The sequence below is a fragment of the Escherichia sp. 93.1518 genome (assembly GCF_013368915.2).
Lineage (GTDB): Bacteria > Pseudomonadota > Gammaproteobacteria > Enterobacterales > Enterobacteriaceae > Escherichia > Escherichia ruysiae.
Genome location: NZ_JABWMT020000019.1, coordinates 43,952 through 59,827 on the forward strand (window position 1 = coordinate 43,952; position 15,876 = coordinate 59,827).

Consider the following 15,876-nt stretch of genomic DNA (forward strand, 5'->3'; position numbering starts at 1 on the left):
CGTACCACTTTCCGCGCCTGGTTTTTTTAGTTTCACGACGAAAAAATGGTCTAAAACGTGATCAATTTAACACCTTGCCGGTTGACCGTAAAGAAAGATGCGCTACATACAAGTGTAGCACCGTTTATTCTCTGTAAATTCCTTATTACGACGGCTTGAAGCGCCTGTCAGGAACCAGCGCCTGGCTACATTTTACGTTTTGCACAGGCATCGACGTTTCACCACAACACTGACATCGCTCCGGCAAGGATGTTAGGATGGACCATGGATGATAATGACGGTAACAAGCATGTTAGACAATGTTTTAAGAATTGCCACACGCCAAAGCCCACTTGCACTCTGGCAGGCACATTATGTCAAAGACAAATTGATGGCGAGCCATCCAGGGCTGGTGGTTGAACTGGTGCCGATGGTAACGCGCGGCGATGTGATTCTTGATACGCCGCTGGCGAAGGTTGGCGGAAAAGGCTTATTTGTGAAAGAGCTGGAGGTCGCGCTCCTGGAAAACCGTGCCGATATCGCCGTGCATTCAATGAAAGATGTGCCGGTTGAATTTCCGCAAGGACTGGGGCTGGTCACCATTTGCGAGCGCGAAGATCCTCGCGATGCCTTTGTTTCCAATAACTATGACAGTCTGGATGCGTTACCCGCAGGCAGCATCGTCGGAACTTCCAGCTTACGCCGCCAGTGCCAACTGGCTGAACGCCGTCCGGATCTCATTATCCGTTCTCTGCGCGGCAATGTCGGTACTCGTCTGAGTAAACTGGATAATGGCGAATACGATGCCATTATTCTTGCCGTAGCTGGCTTAAAACGTTTAGGACTGGAGTCTCGCATTCGTGCTGCGCTGCCGCCTGAAATTTCTCTTCCGGCAGTAGGACAAGGTGCTGTAGGCATTGAATGCCGCCTTGATGATTCGCGCACCCGCGAGGTACTCGCCGCGCTGAATCACCACGAAACTGCGCTACGCGTCACCGCCGAACGCGCCATGAATACCCGCCTCGAAGGCGGTTGTCAGGTGCCGATTGGTAGCTATGCCGAACTTATCAATGGCGAAATCTGGCTGCGTGCGCTGGTTGGCGCACCGGACGGTTCGCAGATTATTCGCGGTGAGCGCCGTGGTTCGCCGCAGGATGCCGAGCAAATGGGCATTTCGCTGGCGGAAGAGCTACTGAATAACGGCGCGCGCGAGATCCTCGCCGAAGTCTACAGCGGAGATGCGCCAGCATGAGTATCCTGGTCACCCGTCCATCTCCCGCAGGAGAAGAGTTAGTGAGCCGTCTGCGCGCACTGGGACAGGTGGCCTGGCATTTTCCGCTGATTGAGTTTTCTCCGGGTCGGCAACTGCCACAACTTGCCGACCAGTTGGCGGCACTGAGCGAAGGCGATCTGGTATTTGCCCTTTCGCAACATGCCGTTGCTTTTGCACAGTCACAGCTGCATCAGCAAGGTCTCAAGTGGCCCGCCCTACCCGATTATTTCGCCATTGGTCGCACTACCGCACTGGCGCTGCATACCGTGAGCGGACACGAAGTTCGTTATCCGCAGGATCGGGAAATCAGCGAAGTCTTGCTACAATTACCTGAATTACAAAATATTGCAGGCAAACGTGCGCTAATTTTACGTGGCAACGGCGGTCGTGAGCTGATCGGGGATACCCTGACGGCACGCGGTGCTGAAGTCATTTTTTGCGAATGTTATCAACGATGCGCCATTCATTACGATGGTGCAGAAGAAGCGATGCGCTGGCAGTCTCGCGAAGTGACAACGATCGTTGTTACCAGCGGTGAAATGCTGCAACAGCTCTGGTCGCTGATTCCACGATGGTATCGTGAGCACTGGTTACTACGCTGTCGACTACTGGTCGTCAGCGAGCGTCTGGCGAAACTCGCCCGGGAACTGGGCTGGCAAGATATTAAGGTCGCCGATAACGCAGACAACGATGCGCTTTTACGGGCATTACAATAACTCTCATAACAGGAAGCCATAATGACGGAACAAGAAAAAACCTCCGCCGTGGTTGAAGAGACCAGGGAGGTCGTGGACACCACGCCACAATCTGTCACAGTAGAAAAAAAGAGTAATAACAGTACTGCTCTAATTTTAAGTGCGGTGGCTATCGCTATTGCTCTGGCTGCAGGTGTCGGTTTGTATGGCTGGGGTAAACAACAGGCCGTCAGTCAGACGGCCACCAGCGATGTTCTGGCTAACCAACTCGCGGCTCTGCAAAAAGCCCAGGAGAGCCAAAAAGCCGAGCTGGAAAGCATCATAAAACAACAGGCTACGCAGTTAGAGCAGGCAAATCGTCAGCAAGAAACGCTGGCCAAAAAGCTGGATGAAGTTCAACAAAAGGTCGCCACTATTTCAGGTAGTGACGCCAAAACCTGGCTGCTGGCGCAGGCTGATTTCCTGGTGAAGCTCGCCGGACGTAAATTGTGGAGCGATCAGGACGTCACTACCGCTGCGGCATTGCTGAAAAGCGCAGACGCCAGTCTGGCGGATATGAATGACCCGAGTCTGATTACCGTTCGCCGGGCAATTACCGATGATATCGCCAGCCTTTCTGCGGTCTCACAGGTAGATTATGACGGCATCATCCTCAAGCTGAATCAGCTTTCTAATCAGGTTGATAACCTGCGTCTGGCCGATAATGATAGCGACGGTTCGCCGATGGATTCCGATGGTGAAGAGCTTTCCAGCTCCATCAGCGAATGGCGCATCAATCTGCAAAAAAGCTGGCAGAACTTTATGGACAACTTCATTACGATTCGCCGTCGTGATGACACCGCCGTACCGCTGTTAGCGCCGAATCAGGATATCTATCTGCGCGAAAATATTCGCTCTCGCCTGCTGGTCGCTGCACAAGCTGTGCCACGTCATCAGCAAGAGACTTACCGCCAGGCGCTGGAGAACGTCTCCACCTGGGTACGTGCTTACTACGATACTGACGATGCCACCACCAAAGCGTTCCTCGACGAGGTGGATCAGTTAAGTCAGCAAAATATCTCGATGGATCTCCCGGAAACCCTGCAAAGCCAGGCAATGCTGGAAAAACTGATGCAGACTCGCGTGCGCAATCTGCTGGCGCAACCAGTAACACCAGTAGCGGAGGCTGCACCTGCACCGCAAGCTGATACACCGGCAGCCGCGCCGCAAGGAGAATAACCATGCTAAAAGTGTTATTGCTCTTTGTGTTGCTGATTGCAGGCATCGTCGTCGGCCCAATGATTGCCGGACACCAGGGTTACGTGCTGATCCAAACGGATAACTACAATATCGAAACCAGCGTCACGGGACTGGCAATCATTTTGATTCTGGCGATGGTGGTGCTGTTTGCTATCGAATGGTTACTGCGACGGATTTTCCGCACAGGCGCACACACTCGCGGTTGGTTTGTCGGCCGTAAGCGTCGCCGCGCGCGTAAACAGACCGAGCAGGCGCTGCTGAAACTGGCGGAAGGCGATTATCAGCAAGTCGAAAAGCTGATGGCGAAAAATGCCGATCATGCTGAGCAACCCGTAGTGAACTATTTGCTGGCTGCCGAAGCCGCGCAACAGCGTGGTGATGAATCGCGCGCCAATCAGCATCTGGAACGCGCGGCAGAACTGGCGGGCAATGATACTATTCCGGTAGAAATCGCCCGCGTTCGCCTGCAACTGGCGCGTAATGAAAACCATGCGGCACGCCACGGCGTGGATAAGTTGTTGGAAGTAACGCCACGCCATCCAGAAGTATTACGTCTGGCTGAACAGGCTTATATCCGCACGGGCGCATGGAGTTCGCTACTGGACATCATCCCATCAATGGCGAAAGCCCACGTTAGCGATGAAGAACACCGCGCAGCACTGGAACAACAGGCATGGATTGGCCTGATGGATCAGGCGCGGGCTGATGACGGTAGTGAAGGCTTGCGTAACTGGTGGAAAAATCAAAGCCGGAAAACGCGTCATCAGGTGGCGTTGCAGGTGGCAATGGCGGAACACCTTATTGAATGTGATGACCATGACACCGCCCAGCAAATTATCATCGACGGCCTGAAACACCAGTATGACGATCGTTTGCTGCTGCCGATCCCACGCCTGAAAACCAACAATCCAGAACAACTGGAAAAAGTGCTGCGTCAACAGATCAAAAACGTGGGCGATCGCCCGCTGTTATGGAGCACATTGGGTCAGTCGCTGATGAAGCATGGCGAATGGCAGGAAGCATCCCTCGCCTTCCGCGCGGCGCTGAAACAACGCCCGGACGCTTATGATTATGCATGGCTTGCCGACGTGCTGGACAGACTGCACAAACCGGAAGAAGCCGCCGCGATGCGCCGCGACGGTTTAATGCTAACGTTACAGAATAACCCGCCACAGTAATCCTTTCTCACCTGGAGGCACAGAGCCTCCGGGCCTTTCCTGAAGGGATAAAAAAACGCCTGCTCTTATTACGGAGCAGGCGTTAAAACAGGTCTGTATGACAACAAGTGGGTGCTTCACTCAACGTTGTGTCCATGGTGTCTGATGAGGCAAAAGCGACATCTGTCAGTGGACGATAAGCACCGTAAACGGCTCTGCGTCATTCCGGAGTTTATGAGGCACTAAGGCGAACATAAGAAATGGAATGAGCATCTACTCAATCATTATGCCATATAGGACAAGGAAATAACATCCTTTAATACTTGTTATGAGATAATTCTGCACCCTGTTTTCATTCACTTGCAATAATTACATTGGTGAATGTTATCTCAAATCTGGCAGCCTTTGGTTATATACTTCATGAATAGTTAAAGTCGTTAAATAGGCAATATAAATATTAATTGAATTCAAAATCAAAATAGCATCAATAATCAATATTATATAATAAACCAGCCTTACATATCCGCCACACTGGAGGTAGGATTGAAAATGCTCTCCTGATATTCATATTTATTTCCACGGTATATAAATAATATATTTCCATAAATTATTTATATAATTATTTTATCAGGGAGAGGGATCTCAATTATCAATGCTTAATTACGTCGTCGTTTTGATGACAGGAAACCGGAGCATTTCGCATGGAAATTTCTTTTTCACCCAAACTCCTTGTTATTGCTGTTGCCACTGCTATTCCCCTTATGGCCAGTGCAGCAGATACCCCGTCAACTGCCACCGCACGCAAAGGCTTTGCCGGATACGATCACCCAAATCAATATCTGGTTAAACCGGCAACCCAAATTGCCGATAATATGATGCCAGTAATGCAGCACCCGGCGCAGGATAAAGAAACCCAGCAGAAACTGGCAGAACTTGAGAAAAAAACCGGCAAGAAACCGAACGTGGTTGTTTTCTTGCTGGACGATGTGGGCTGGATGGACGTTGGCTTTAACGGCGGCGGCGTGGCGGTGGGTAATCCAACGCCAGACATTGACGCCGTTGCCAGCCAGGGGCTGATTTTAACGTCTGCTTATTCACAACCCAGTTCTTCACCAACCCGCGCAACGATTCTCACTGGACAGTATTCCATCCACCACGGCATTTTGATGCCGCCGATGTACGGACAACCTGGCGGTCTGCAAGGGTTAACGACACTACCGCAACTGCTGCATGATCAAGGCTATGTCACTCAAGCCATCGGGAAATGGCACATGGGGGAAAACAAAGAGTCGCAGCCGCAGAACGTCGGCTTCGATGATTTCCGTGGCTTCAACTCAGTGTCCGATATGTATACCGAATGGCGCGATGTTCACGTAAATCCGGAAGTCGCCCTGAGCCCGGATCGTTCTGAATACATCAAACAATTACCGTTCAGCAAAGATGACGTTCATGCCGTGCGCGGCGGTGAGCAAAAAGCCATTGCCGACATTACGCCGAAATATATGGAAGATCTGGATCAACGCTGGATGGAATATGGCGTTAATTTCCTCGATAAAATGGCAAAAAGCGACAAACCTTTCTTCCTCTATTACGGCACTCGCGGCTGTCACTTTGATAACTACCCGAACGCAAAATATGCGGGAAGTTCTCCGGCGCGCACCTCTTACGGCGACTGTATGGTTGAGATGAACGATGTGTTCGCCAACCTGTATAAAGCACTGGAGAAAAACGGTCAGCTCGATAACACGCTGATTATCTTTACCTCCGATAATGGCCCGGAAGCCGAAGTGCCGCCACACGGTCGCACACCGTTCCGTGGCTCTAAAGGTTCGACCTGGGAAGGCGGCGTCCGCGTACCGACTTTCGTGTACTGGAAAGGCATGATCCAGCCGCGTAAATCTGACGGTATTGTCGATCTGGCAGATCTCTTCCCTACCGCGCTGGATCTGGCGGGTCATCCTGGGGCGAAAGTGGCAAATTTAGTGCCTAAAACCACCTTTATCGATGGCGTGGATCAGACTTCTTTCTTCCTCGGAACAAACGGTCAGTCCAATCGTAAAGCCGAGCACTATTTCCTGAATGGTCAACTCGCTGCCGTGCGTATGGATGAGTTCAAATATCATGTTCTTATTCAGCAGCCATATGCCTATACCCAGAGTGGATATCAGGGAGGATTCACCGGTACAGTAATGCAAACGGCGGGCTCTGCGGTATTTAATCTCTATACCGATCCGCAGGAAAGCGACTCCATCGGCGTGCGGCATATTCCGATGGGAGTACCGCTACAGACCGAAATGCATGCGTATATGGAGATCCTGAAAAAATATCCGCCACGCGCGCAGATTAAATCTGACTAAGCCGCGACCTTTGCCGGATGCGATGCTGATGCATCTTATCCAGCCTACAGAACGCTGCAATTTATTGAATTTGCACGATCATGTAGGCACCGGCAAGCAACTGCAGCGGCCTCCAAATGGCCGCTTTTTACTTACTCACCACCATCAAATGTGCCTGCATAATGTCGCTGGCCGGGCGGCCGTGCGCCAGCAAATCAGCCATTGCTTTAAGATATGGCGGTAGATGGCGGAAATAACGCTGATACCCGGCACATAAATAATTCAGCCCCGGTTTGCCGCTGGTATCGAGCATAAAGCGGTGTTTCGGGCAACCTCCCCAGCACGCTTTTAACACGTTGCAACTTCGACACTGCGCCGGCAACTGCTTAAATTTATCTTCACCGAACTCCTGCTGTTGCGGGGAATCGATCATTTCTGCAACTGTCTGCTGAAGCATATTCCCCAGTCGATATTGTGGATAAACATAGTGATCGCAGGCGTAAACATCGCCGTTGTGCTCAATAATCACCGAGCGCCCACAGGTCGGCTGATGATGGCAAACTGCGCCCGGCACGCCGACAAAATTGGCGAACGCCCATTCGATATTCATTACGAAAATCTTGCCGACGTCGCGTTTGATCCAATAGTCGAATATCGCCACCAGAAATTCACCGAACTCATCGGGGCGCACCGACCATTCCGTCAACTCACCCTGAATATCGCCAGGCGCATGTAATTTCAGTCCATCGCGGGCAGCTGTTTCATCAGCCAGACGTTCCACTACCGGAATAAACTGGATGAACTCCACGCCCGCCTCACGTAAAAAATCATAAACCTGTAACGGTTGCTGCGCGCTGGTACGGTTGACGCACGCCAGAACGTTATAATCAACGCGATATTTTTGCAGTAATTTAAGTGCGCGTATCACCAGCTTATGCGTTGGTCTGCCGCCTTTGGTCACGCGATATTGATTATGGATCTCAGCCGGACCATCCAGCGATAAACCGACCAGGAAATGATTTTCTGCCAGAAATGCACACCATTCATCATCGAGCAGCACGCCGTTAGTCTGGAAGCTGTTACTTACCTTCCTGCCAGCACCATATTTCGCCTGTAGCGCCACTGCACGGCGGTAAAACTCCAGCCCGAGTAACGTTGGTTCGCCGCCCTGCCAGGTAAAAGCCACTTCGTTTTGGGGTTCGCTGGCAGCAATATAGTGACGGACATACGCTTCAAGCGTGTCATCGTCCATATGCGTGACAGGTTGTTCGCGGTAAAGGGATTGTTTTTCGAGATAAAAACAGTAGTCACAGTTCAGATTACAATCTGAACCGCTCGGTTTCGCCATTACGTGAAAAGCACGCGTCGGAACCTGTTGCAGCATAGTCGCTCCTTGCCTGAAGTCGTCCTTCGATGAAGTTAAGGGCGAAATAATACCGTGTGGCAATGAGTTACTACGGGCGTTTATTGCGAAGGGTGAGTGATGGAATGCACAGAAAACAAAAAACCCCGCCGAAGCGGGGTTCAAAATTGGTCGGCGAGAGAGGATTCGAACCTCCGACCCACTGGTCCCAAACCAGTTGCGCTACCAAGCTGCGCTACTCGCCGAAATACTGCTTTTTGAATTTTTAGTTCAATTCTTTAAAGTCGTGGTGCGAGGGGGGGGACTTGAACCCCCACGTCCGTAAGGACACTAACACCTGAAGCTAGCGCGTCTACCAATTCCGCCACCTTCGCATTGTCACAACTTCTAATAATGGGGTGGCTAATGGGATTCGAACCCACGACAACTGGAATCACAATCCAGGGCTCTACCAACTGAGCTATAGCCACCACTACAAATCTTGTTACGCGGTATTACTACCACCGCAGCTCAAGCGCCGGGACTAAATGGCGCGCCCGACAGGATTCGAACCTGAGACCTCTGCCTCCGGAGGGCAGCGCTCTATCCAGCTGAGCTACGGGCGCTTAGCGCCGTTGCGGGGGTGGATAATACGGACTTCCCACCCCTCTGTCTAGTCCCTTTTTAAATAAAATGCGCGTTTGGTTACGGTTTGTGCATTTTGCTGCTTATTCCTCCAGTTTATGCACTTTACCGTGGCGATTAAGGCCAAAAACTTTATAAATCGCCGTCACCGCCAGCATGAAGATGATGCCGACAAACAGCGACATACGGGTATCTTCATTAAAGTACATGCCGATCAAAACGCAAATCAGGAATGCCATTGTTACGTAATTGGCCCACGGGAAGAGAATGGAGCGGAACGGATGGCTGGCAATCGCCGCTTTGTGCGCACGACGAAAACGCAGCTGACTAATCAGGATCACAAACCACGGCACCATCCCCGGAAGAACGCTGGCGCTGTAGACGTAAACAAACACACGCTGTGGATTGGGGATGATGTAGTTCAGGCATGAACCAATCAACAGAATGGCTATTGATACCGCCACACCCGCAACCGGTACGCCGTGACGAGAAACTTTCGCCATCGCCGCCGGTAACTGACGGTTTTTCGCCAGCGCGTAAAGCATACGTCCGCAACTGTACATGCCGCTGTTACAGCCAGAGAGCGCCGCCGTCAGCACCACAAAGTTGATAATGCCCGCCGCTGCGGTAATACCGATTTTGGCGAAAGTCAGTACGAACGGGCTGCCGTTGCTGCCAATTTCATTCCACGGGAAGATGGTGACGATAACGAAAATCGCGCCTACGTAGAAAATCAGGATCCGCCACAGTACTTTGCCTACCGCGCTGCGCAGCGTCACCTGCGGATTCTTCGCTTCACCGGCAGTGATACCAATCAGCTCCACGCCCTGGTAGGACGCCACCACGATACACAGCGCGGTCAGGAACCCTTTCCAGCCACCCGCAAAGAAACCGCCATGCTCTGTGAGATTGCTAAACCCAATCGACTGCCCGCCATTACCAAAGCCAAAGAAAATCACGCCCAGGCCAATGACGATCATCACAATAATTGTGGTGACTTTGATCATCGCGAACCAGAACTCGATTTCGCCGTACAACCGCACCGCCGCCAGATTCGCCAACGCCACCAGCGCCACCGCGATCAATGCGGGTATCCACTGCGCCATCTCCGGGAACCAGAACTGGACGTAGACGCCGATGGCGGTAATTTCTGAAATCCCCACCGCCATCCACATAAACCAGTAAGACCAGGCGGTGAGATAGCCAAAAAACGGGCTCATATAACGATGCGCATAAACGGCGAACGAACCGGTAACCGGTTCGAGGAACAACATTTCGCCCATTGAACGCATAATGAAAAAGACGAACAGCCCGGCGATGATATAGGCCAACAATACGGATGGCCCGGCCCATTTCAAGGTACTGGCGGCTCCCATAAACAAGCCAACGCCAATGGTGCCCCCCAGGGCGATGAGTTCGATATGTCGAGCTTCCAGCCCACGCTGTAGCTCTGGTTTGTTATCTGCCATAAATCCTCGTGTTGTGTTTGCATGTTTTTCCGGTGTTACCGGTTATCGTTATGGGTACATCGAGTGTTGCGAATGTTTTCGTAATTTAGAAGAAATGGCAAATGAAGCATTAAAAATTTGAATGCTTTGTGTAATAAAACAGCAGGCAGGCGACGGAGTGACCACTCCGTCGCTTTACAGAAAGGAAAATCAGAGGTTGCCGGTGTAGTGCCAGCGTAAATAACGCAGCAAACGAAGCTGACGCTTAATGCGGCTCGGCTGCGAAAGCAGGCGGTAGAGCCACTCCAGCCCCAGCGTTTGCCAAATTTTCGGCGCGCGTTTCACATGACCAGTAAAGACATCGTAAGTCCCGCCAACGCCCATATACAGCGCATCTGGATGCACCAGACGGCAATCGCGCATGAAGATCTCCTGCTTGGGCGATCCCATCGCAACGGTGACGATTTGCGCTCCACTGTCATGAATGCGTTCAAATAGTGCCTGACGCTGCTCGGGTTTAAAATAACCATCCTGACTACCAACGATATTCACATTCCACTGGTTGCGCAGTTTAGCTTCAGTTTGCGCCAGCACTTCAGGTTTACCGCCAACAAGAAATACTGGCGTCCCTTCTTTTCCTGCGCGCGCCATCAGCTCTTCCCAGAGATCGGCTCCGGCAACGCGGGAAACCTGTGCCTGTGGGTACTTTTTCCGTACCGAACGCACAACGCTAATACCATCGGCATATTTAAATTCGGCAGCGTTAATTAACTCCCTGACCTCGGCGTTATCTTCAATGGTCAGCATTTTTTCGGCATTAATGGCAACCAGCGTTCCCTGCTTAAGCTGCCCGTCAGCGAACAGATAATCGAGGGCGTGCTGCATATCACGCCAACCGATCAACGGTAAGCCACGTAGCGTATAGGTCGGTGCCGTGGTGTTGTTATTCATTGTTATCCTTCAACCCGCGCCCGGAGCGATGATTTTGTGCGTTTATGAATGAGTCCGGCGCTTTCAAAAAGCCAGTACAACAGTTTTGCGATCATCAGACATGCGCCGAAGACCACGATAAAAAAGACCACGCGTGAGACAAACGAATCCAGCCCTTCGCGCGCCAGTACAATCATATTAAAGATCGCCCCGAAGCAGAAACTGTGCAATATCGCGGCCTTATAACGATTGGTTTCGCGGTTGCCCAGCTCATACAGCCAGTCGAACCATTTAATGATCAGTCCAACTACAATCGCCCCCAGAGGAATAAACAGCGCACCGCCCATAACAACCAGTGAACCAATAAGCGTAGGCGAGATTGCCAGGCCGGAGTGATTGTTCAGCACTTCCCAGGTGAAATAGTTGGCAGAATTCAGCACCATGCTCGGGCGTCCCGGCCACAACCAGGAAGGAATAAAGACATAGAAATCGCGGACAATCGGCGCCAGCCCCTGGAAGTCAATGTTGTCGTAGTTCTGCAACAGCAACGCCAGATTCTCCCACGGCGAGAAGGTGTCGCGGGTGAGATAGAGAAACGTATAGAACGCCTCATCGCCGCTAACGTTCATTCCATAGCGTTTAAGCGCCAGCCAGAACATGCCAACAATCCCCAGCACGCCTGCCGCCGCCAGCATCCACAACGAAATCCAGCCGCGAATAATGCCAATAAACAGGAAGATAGCGAATGCGATGATGATATTGGCGCGAGTACCGCCGACAATCATATAAGTCAGCAAGCCAAATGCGACCGTGCTGACGAGGAAAAACAGCCACGCTTTGCTGTCCTGGCGCAGAAAGTAGACCACCAGCATCGCCGGGATGAAAAAGTAAAAGAAGCGTTTTAGCGCCACGCCGGAGACTTCACTGGAGAAGATCTGGCTGTAGGAGTTAAGCCGGAACAGCAAAAAACCGTTGTGCATGAAGAAGATGCCGACGCTCACCAGGGCGATACCCATCAGGATCACCCACGTAAGATTGGTCTCCACGCGGTTCATGGTAAACAGCGGGCGGCGCGGTACATCAGCAACGCGTTTGCGTAGGCGGGTTTTGTAGGTGACATAGTAAACCGCGTAGAAGCAAGCAGCAGAAAGCAGCGCCTGAAGGAGAATTTCTGGCGGCGCAACGCCGACATTAAAGCGAAATACCAGCACGCTGGTCAGCGGAAAGCCAAAGAAAAAGGTGAGCAAAAACAGCAATGAAAAGAAGACATTGAAGTTAAAGCGCACGCGGCGAAACTCAAACCAGGTCAGCGTAGCAATAAACAGTGAGCAAAGCAGCCAGACAACAAACAGGCCGCTAAATTGCAACAGGCTCATGCGTCCTCCCCGCTGGCAATAGCCAGCGCCCGCTGCCAGCCTTGCAGATAGTTCGGGCTAAAGAAGGCAATGTTGTTTTTGTCCACCGACGCAAGCTGGCGCTGCGCTTCACGCACAATATCCTCGTTGAGATCGTCGGTAGTAAACAGCACCGGCAAATGCTGTTCCGTCATATCCTGCCAGAACGGATTTTCCCGGTTAAGTACGCAGGGAATGCCTGCCTGAATCAGCAAACACAGAGTACCAATGCCCTGCTGGCGGGCAAAAATAAAGTAGCCGAGATCGCACTGACGAAGTAGCGCCAGATAGGCGTCAAAATCCAGTTTTTCGCTCAGAACTTGCAGATTTTCTTCGCTGAACAGTTTCAGTCCTGCCTGACGAACTTCGTTAATATATGCATCGTTGTTGGGCGGATATCCCATCGGCACCACCACTTTTACCGTATCGCCAAACTGCTGATGAACAGCATTTAAGGCGGCGATGTGTTCATTGCTACGATCGCCGGAGTTCCCCACCAGAATGGTCATTTTCCCTTCACGTTGCCGATCGTTCGCCATCGTATTGAGAGAAGGATCCATTCGGGTTGGGAAGTAAATCAGTTCGCCCCGCACCTTAGGATGCGTTTTAGCAAAAAAGCTCAAATCACCGCGAGTGGCAAATACGCAGCCAACTCGCTTTTGTGCCAGTCGGCGGACAGGATAGAAAAGTTTGAATTTCAGCCCGCTGGAAACCTCATAGAGATCTGCACCCCAGATATGCCAGTAAAACTGGCTGGGTTTGATACCACCACTCAGCAACGCCAGCCATAGCGCGGTGTTGAACTGACCGTGGAAGAAAAATCGCTGCTGGCGGTTAGCTTTCGCCTTTGCGATGACCGCTTCTGCCAGGGATTTTTTACCAGGGTAAAATTGCACAGAAAGCGCCGGACAGCTGTCACTTAAGCCGTCGTCCTTGCCAGCAACCATAAACTCGCGCGCGTGCTCGCTCGTCGCGGCCAGCGCGTCGTTGAAAAACCGTAGAACGGTTTGGTTATGGTGAGGGATATCCGATCCCAGTACGTGAATCAGTACAGTCATGCCCGCCTACGCCAGAGTAAAAACACGCCACAACAAAGAGAGAAATAGACGATATAAGTTGCCATATAAGCCTGCGCCGCGCCCAGAGCACCATGCGCGGGGATCAACCAGTGGGCAAATACCATCAACAAAGTGAACTGGCTGACTTCCGCCAGAATATAAAACCGCAGCGATGCTTTGGCGATCACCAGATAACCAAAGACGTAAGCGCCAACTTTCAATACATCGCCTACCAACTGCCAGGCAAAGAGATCGCGCATGGCGGTAAATTTATTCGACAACAACAGCCAGATAGCAAAATCGCGCAGCAGCCAGACGGTAAAACTCGCCGCCGCCACTGCCGGTAAGACGAATTTCAGCGATTTAACCACTTCCCGGGTGATATCGCGCTTTTCCGTTAGCCGCGACAACGTGGGCAGCAAATATACGCTGAACGATGCCGTAATAAATTGCAGGTAGGCATCGGAAATACTGCTCACCCCTTGCCAAATCCCCACTTCATCCCAGCTATACTGCGCCGCCAGCAGTTTACGCATCATGATGTAAGCAACAGGCAAGGTCACCGACGTAATCAACGCCATGAGCGTAAATTTGCTCAACTGCCCTGCCAGACCGTTATCCCAGCTGGGTTTCAGATAGCTTAACGGGATGACACCACGTTTGATCAACATGATGGCGGCAGGAATCACCACCAGCGCGGGAATCAGCGCCAGACCCAGCAACGCCCCTTCATAACCGCCCAAACGGTAACTGACGTAGTACGCGAGAACGCCAATCAAGCTGCCGACAATCAGCGATAACGCATTACCTGCGGCATCGCGAAAGCCTTTCATCAGCGCCAGTAACAGGTTGCCCCAGGCGATCCCCATTTGCACCAGCGCCACTAAACGCACCAGCCCCTGATAGTCGGTATTACCAAACAATCCCTGGCTGATTGGCGCAGCTGCCAGCACAAAAACCAGCGCCATCAGCGTAGAGAAACCAAGTACCATCGCTGATGAAGTGCCGACCACGCGGCGCAGCTGTTGCGGATTATCATGGTACTGGGCAACGTATTTGGTTACACCGTTAAAGATGCCAGCCCCGGCAAGCACGCCGAGCACGGTAATCAACTGGCGGAAATTTGCCGCCAGCCCAAGCCCCGCCGGACCAAATGACACCGCCAGCAACTTACCGACCAGTAACCCGGCACCAATCTTGACCAGTGTACTGGCCGCCGTCCACAAGGACGCTTTTGCCAACGACATATCAGGAGAAGTAGTTCAACAAGGTCGCAATTACCGTACGCTGATTGACGGGCGACAGGTTGTAGAACAGCGGCAGGCGCAGCAGGCGCTCGCTCTCTTTGGTGGTGTAGCGATCTTCACCGTGGAACTCACCAAAGCGTTCCCCCGCAGGGCAACCGTGCAGCGGAATGTAATGGAACACCGCCATGATTTCCGCTTCTTTCAGAAAGTTAATCAACGCGCTCCGGTCATCAATATCCCGCAGTTTAATGTAGAACATATGCGCGTTCTGCACGCAGCCATCGGGAATCGACGGCAATTCGATACGCCCGGCTTTCGCCAGAGGTGCTAACGCATCGTAGTAGTTTTGCCACAACGCCAGACGTTGCTGGTTGATACGTTCGGCGGCTTCCAGTTGCGCCCACAGGTACGCAGCTTGCAGATCGGACATCAGATAGCTGGAACCAATATCACGCCAGGTATATTTATCGACCTGACCACGGAAGAACTGGCTGCGGTTAGTGCCTTTTTCACGGATGATCTCGGCACGTTCAATCAACGCTTTATCGTTAATCAGCGTCGCACCACCTTCACCGCCCGCCGTGTAGTTTTTGGTTTCATGGAAGCTAAAGCAGCCAATATGACCAATGGTTCCCAGCGCACGCCCTTTGTAAGTGGACATCACGCCCTGCGCGGCATCTTCCACCACAAACAGGTTATGCTTTTTCGCCAGCGCCATAATGGTGTCCATTTCACAGGCCACGCCCGCGTAATGTACCGGCACGATAACGCGCGTTTTGTCGGTGATCGCCGATTCAATAAGCGTTTCGTCGATGTTCATGGTGTCCGGGCGGACATCCACAAAGACGATTTTTGCTCCACGCAGCACGAAGGCGTTGGCGGTGGAGACAAAGGTGTAGCTCGGCATGATCACTTCATCGCCCGGCTGGATATCGAGCAGCAACGCCGCCATCTCCAGCGAAGCGGTGCAGGACGGCGTCAGCAGCACTTTGGCACTACCAAAACGTTGCTCCAGCCACTGCTGGCAGCGACGGGTAAAACCGCCATCGCCGCACAGTTTGCCGCTACCCATTGCCGACTGCATATAGTCGAGTTCGGTTCCTACCACCGGCGGTGCGTTAAATGGAATCATG

12 protein-coding genes and 4 tRNA genes are annotated in these 15,876 nt (G+C 52.0%); 5 read left to right on the forward strand and 11 right to left on the reverse strand.

Annotated features, from left to right (window positions below; translation table 11 throughout):
• Positions 1 to 289: 289 nt before the first annotated feature.
• The 5 genes from hemC (at position 290) to aslA (ending at position 6,700) form a co-directional block, all read left to right on the forward strand.
• A complete protein-coding gene (hemC, locus tag HEN21_RS14895; protein ID WP_032147775.1) occupies positions 290 to 1,231 on the forward strand; it encodes a hydroxymethylbilane synthase in 942 nt (313 codons plus the stop codon).
• Positions 1,228 to 1,968 carry a uroporphyrinogen-III synthase gene (gene hemD / locus HEN21_RS14900; protein WP_105285825.1) on the forward strand — a complete coding sequence of 247 codons (741 nt, stop codon included), beginning with the start codon at positions 1,228 to 1,230 and terminating at the stop codon, positions 1,966 to 1,968. The genes hemC and hemD overlap by 4 nt, the downstream gene beginning before the upstream one ends.
• Positions 1,969 to 1,989: 21 nt before the next feature.
• Positions 1,990 to 3,165, forward strand: coding sequence for a uroporphyrinogen-III C-methyltransferase (gene hemX / locus HEN21_RS14905; RefSeq protein WP_000139134.1), 1,176 nt, complete (start codon positions 1,990 to 1,992; stop codon positions 3,163 to 3,165).
• 2 nt (positions 3,166 to 3,167) lie between these two features.
• Complete coding sequence (gene hemY, locus HEN21_RS14910) at positions 3,168 to 4,364, forward strand: protoheme IX biogenesis protein HemY (RefSeq protein ID WP_000921807.1); 1,197 nt, start codon at positions 3,168 to 3,170, stop codon at positions 4,362 to 4,364.
• Positions 4,365 to 5,044: 680 nt separating this feature from the next.
• The gene (gene aslA, locus HEN21_RS14915) at positions 5,045 to 6,700 is read left to right on the forward strand and encodes an arylsulfatase AslA (RefSeq protein ID WP_176252078.1); all 1,656 of its coding nucleotides are present in this window, start codon (positions 5,045 to 5,047) and stop codon (positions 6,698 to 6,700) included.
• Positions 6,701 to 6,827: 127 nt separating this feature from the next.
• Here aslA and HEN21_RS14920 read toward each other — a convergent pair whose 3' ends face one another.
• The 11 genes from HEN21_RS14920 to rffA all read right to left on the reverse strand — a co-directional run bounded on the left by HEN21_RS14920 (position 6,828) and on the right by rffA (position 15,875).
• A complete protein-coding gene (locus HEN21_RS14920) occupies positions 6,828 to 8,063 on the reverse strand; it encodes an anaerobic sulfatase maturase (protein WP_176252079.1) in 1,236 nt (411 codons plus the stop codon).
• 147 nt (positions 8,064 to 8,210) lie between these two features.
• Positions 8,211 to 8,287: transfer RNA gene (locus HEN21_RS14925), tRNA-Pro, on the reverse strand.
• 42 nt (positions 8,288 to 8,329) lie between these two features.
• Positions 8,330 to 8,416, reverse strand: a tRNA-Leu gene (locus HEN21_RS14930).
• A gap of 20 nt (positions 8,417 to 8,436) precedes the next feature.
• Positions 8,437 to 8,512, reverse strand: a tRNA-His gene (locus tag HEN21_RS14935).
• 58 nt (positions 8,513 to 8,570) lie between these two features.
• Positions 8,571 to 8,647, reverse strand: a tRNA-Arg gene (locus HEN21_RS14940).
• A gap of 102 nt (positions 8,648 to 8,749) precedes the next feature.
• A complete protein-coding gene (gene thrP / locus HEN21_RS14945) occupies positions 8,750 to 10,135 on the reverse strand; it encodes a bifunctional threonine/serine APC transporter ThrP (RefSeq protein ID WP_000774732.1) in 1,386 nt (461 codons plus the stop codon).
• 189 nt (positions 10,136 to 10,324) lie between these two features.
• Positions 10,325 to 11,065 carry a lipopolysaccharide N-acetylmannosaminouronosyltransferase gene (gene wecG / locus HEN21_RS14950; protein ID WP_176252080.1) on the reverse strand — a complete coding sequence of 247 codons (741 nt, stop codon included), beginning with the start codon at positions 11,063 to 11,065 and terminating at the stop codon, positions 10,325 to 10,327.
• Between the two features lie 2 nt (positions 11,066 to 11,067).
• Positions 11,068 to 12,420 (reverse strand): ECA oligosaccharide polymerase, encoded by a 1,353-nt coding sequence (wzyE, locus tag HEN21_RS14955; protein ID WP_176252081.1) that lies wholly within the window; start codon positions 12,418 to 12,420, stop codon positions 11,068 to 11,070.
• The gene (gene rffT / locus HEN21_RS14960; RefSeq protein ID WP_176252082.1) at positions 12,417 to 13,496 is read right to left on the reverse strand and encodes a TDP-N-acetylfucosamine:lipid II N-acetylfucosaminyltransferase; all 1,080 of its coding nucleotides are present in this window, start codon (positions 13,494 to 13,496) and stop codon (positions 12,417 to 12,419) included. Before rffT ends, wzyE begins: the two co-directional genes overlap by 4 nt.
• The gene (gene wzxE, locus HEN21_RS14965; RefSeq protein ID WP_000050265.1) at positions 13,493 to 14,743 is read right to left on the reverse strand and encodes a lipid III flippase WzxE; all 1,251 of its coding nucleotides are present in this window, start codon (positions 14,741 to 14,743) and stop codon (positions 13,493 to 13,495) included. The genes rffT and wzxE overlap by 4 nt, the downstream gene beginning before the upstream one ends.
• Position 14,744: 1 nt before the next feature.
• Entirely contained in the window at positions 14,745 to 15,875 is a 1,131-nt protein-coding gene (gene rffA / locus HEN21_RS14970; protein WP_176252083.1) for a dTDP-4-amino-4,6-dideoxygalactose transaminase, read from the reverse strand.
• Position 15,876 lies beyond the last annotated feature (1 nt).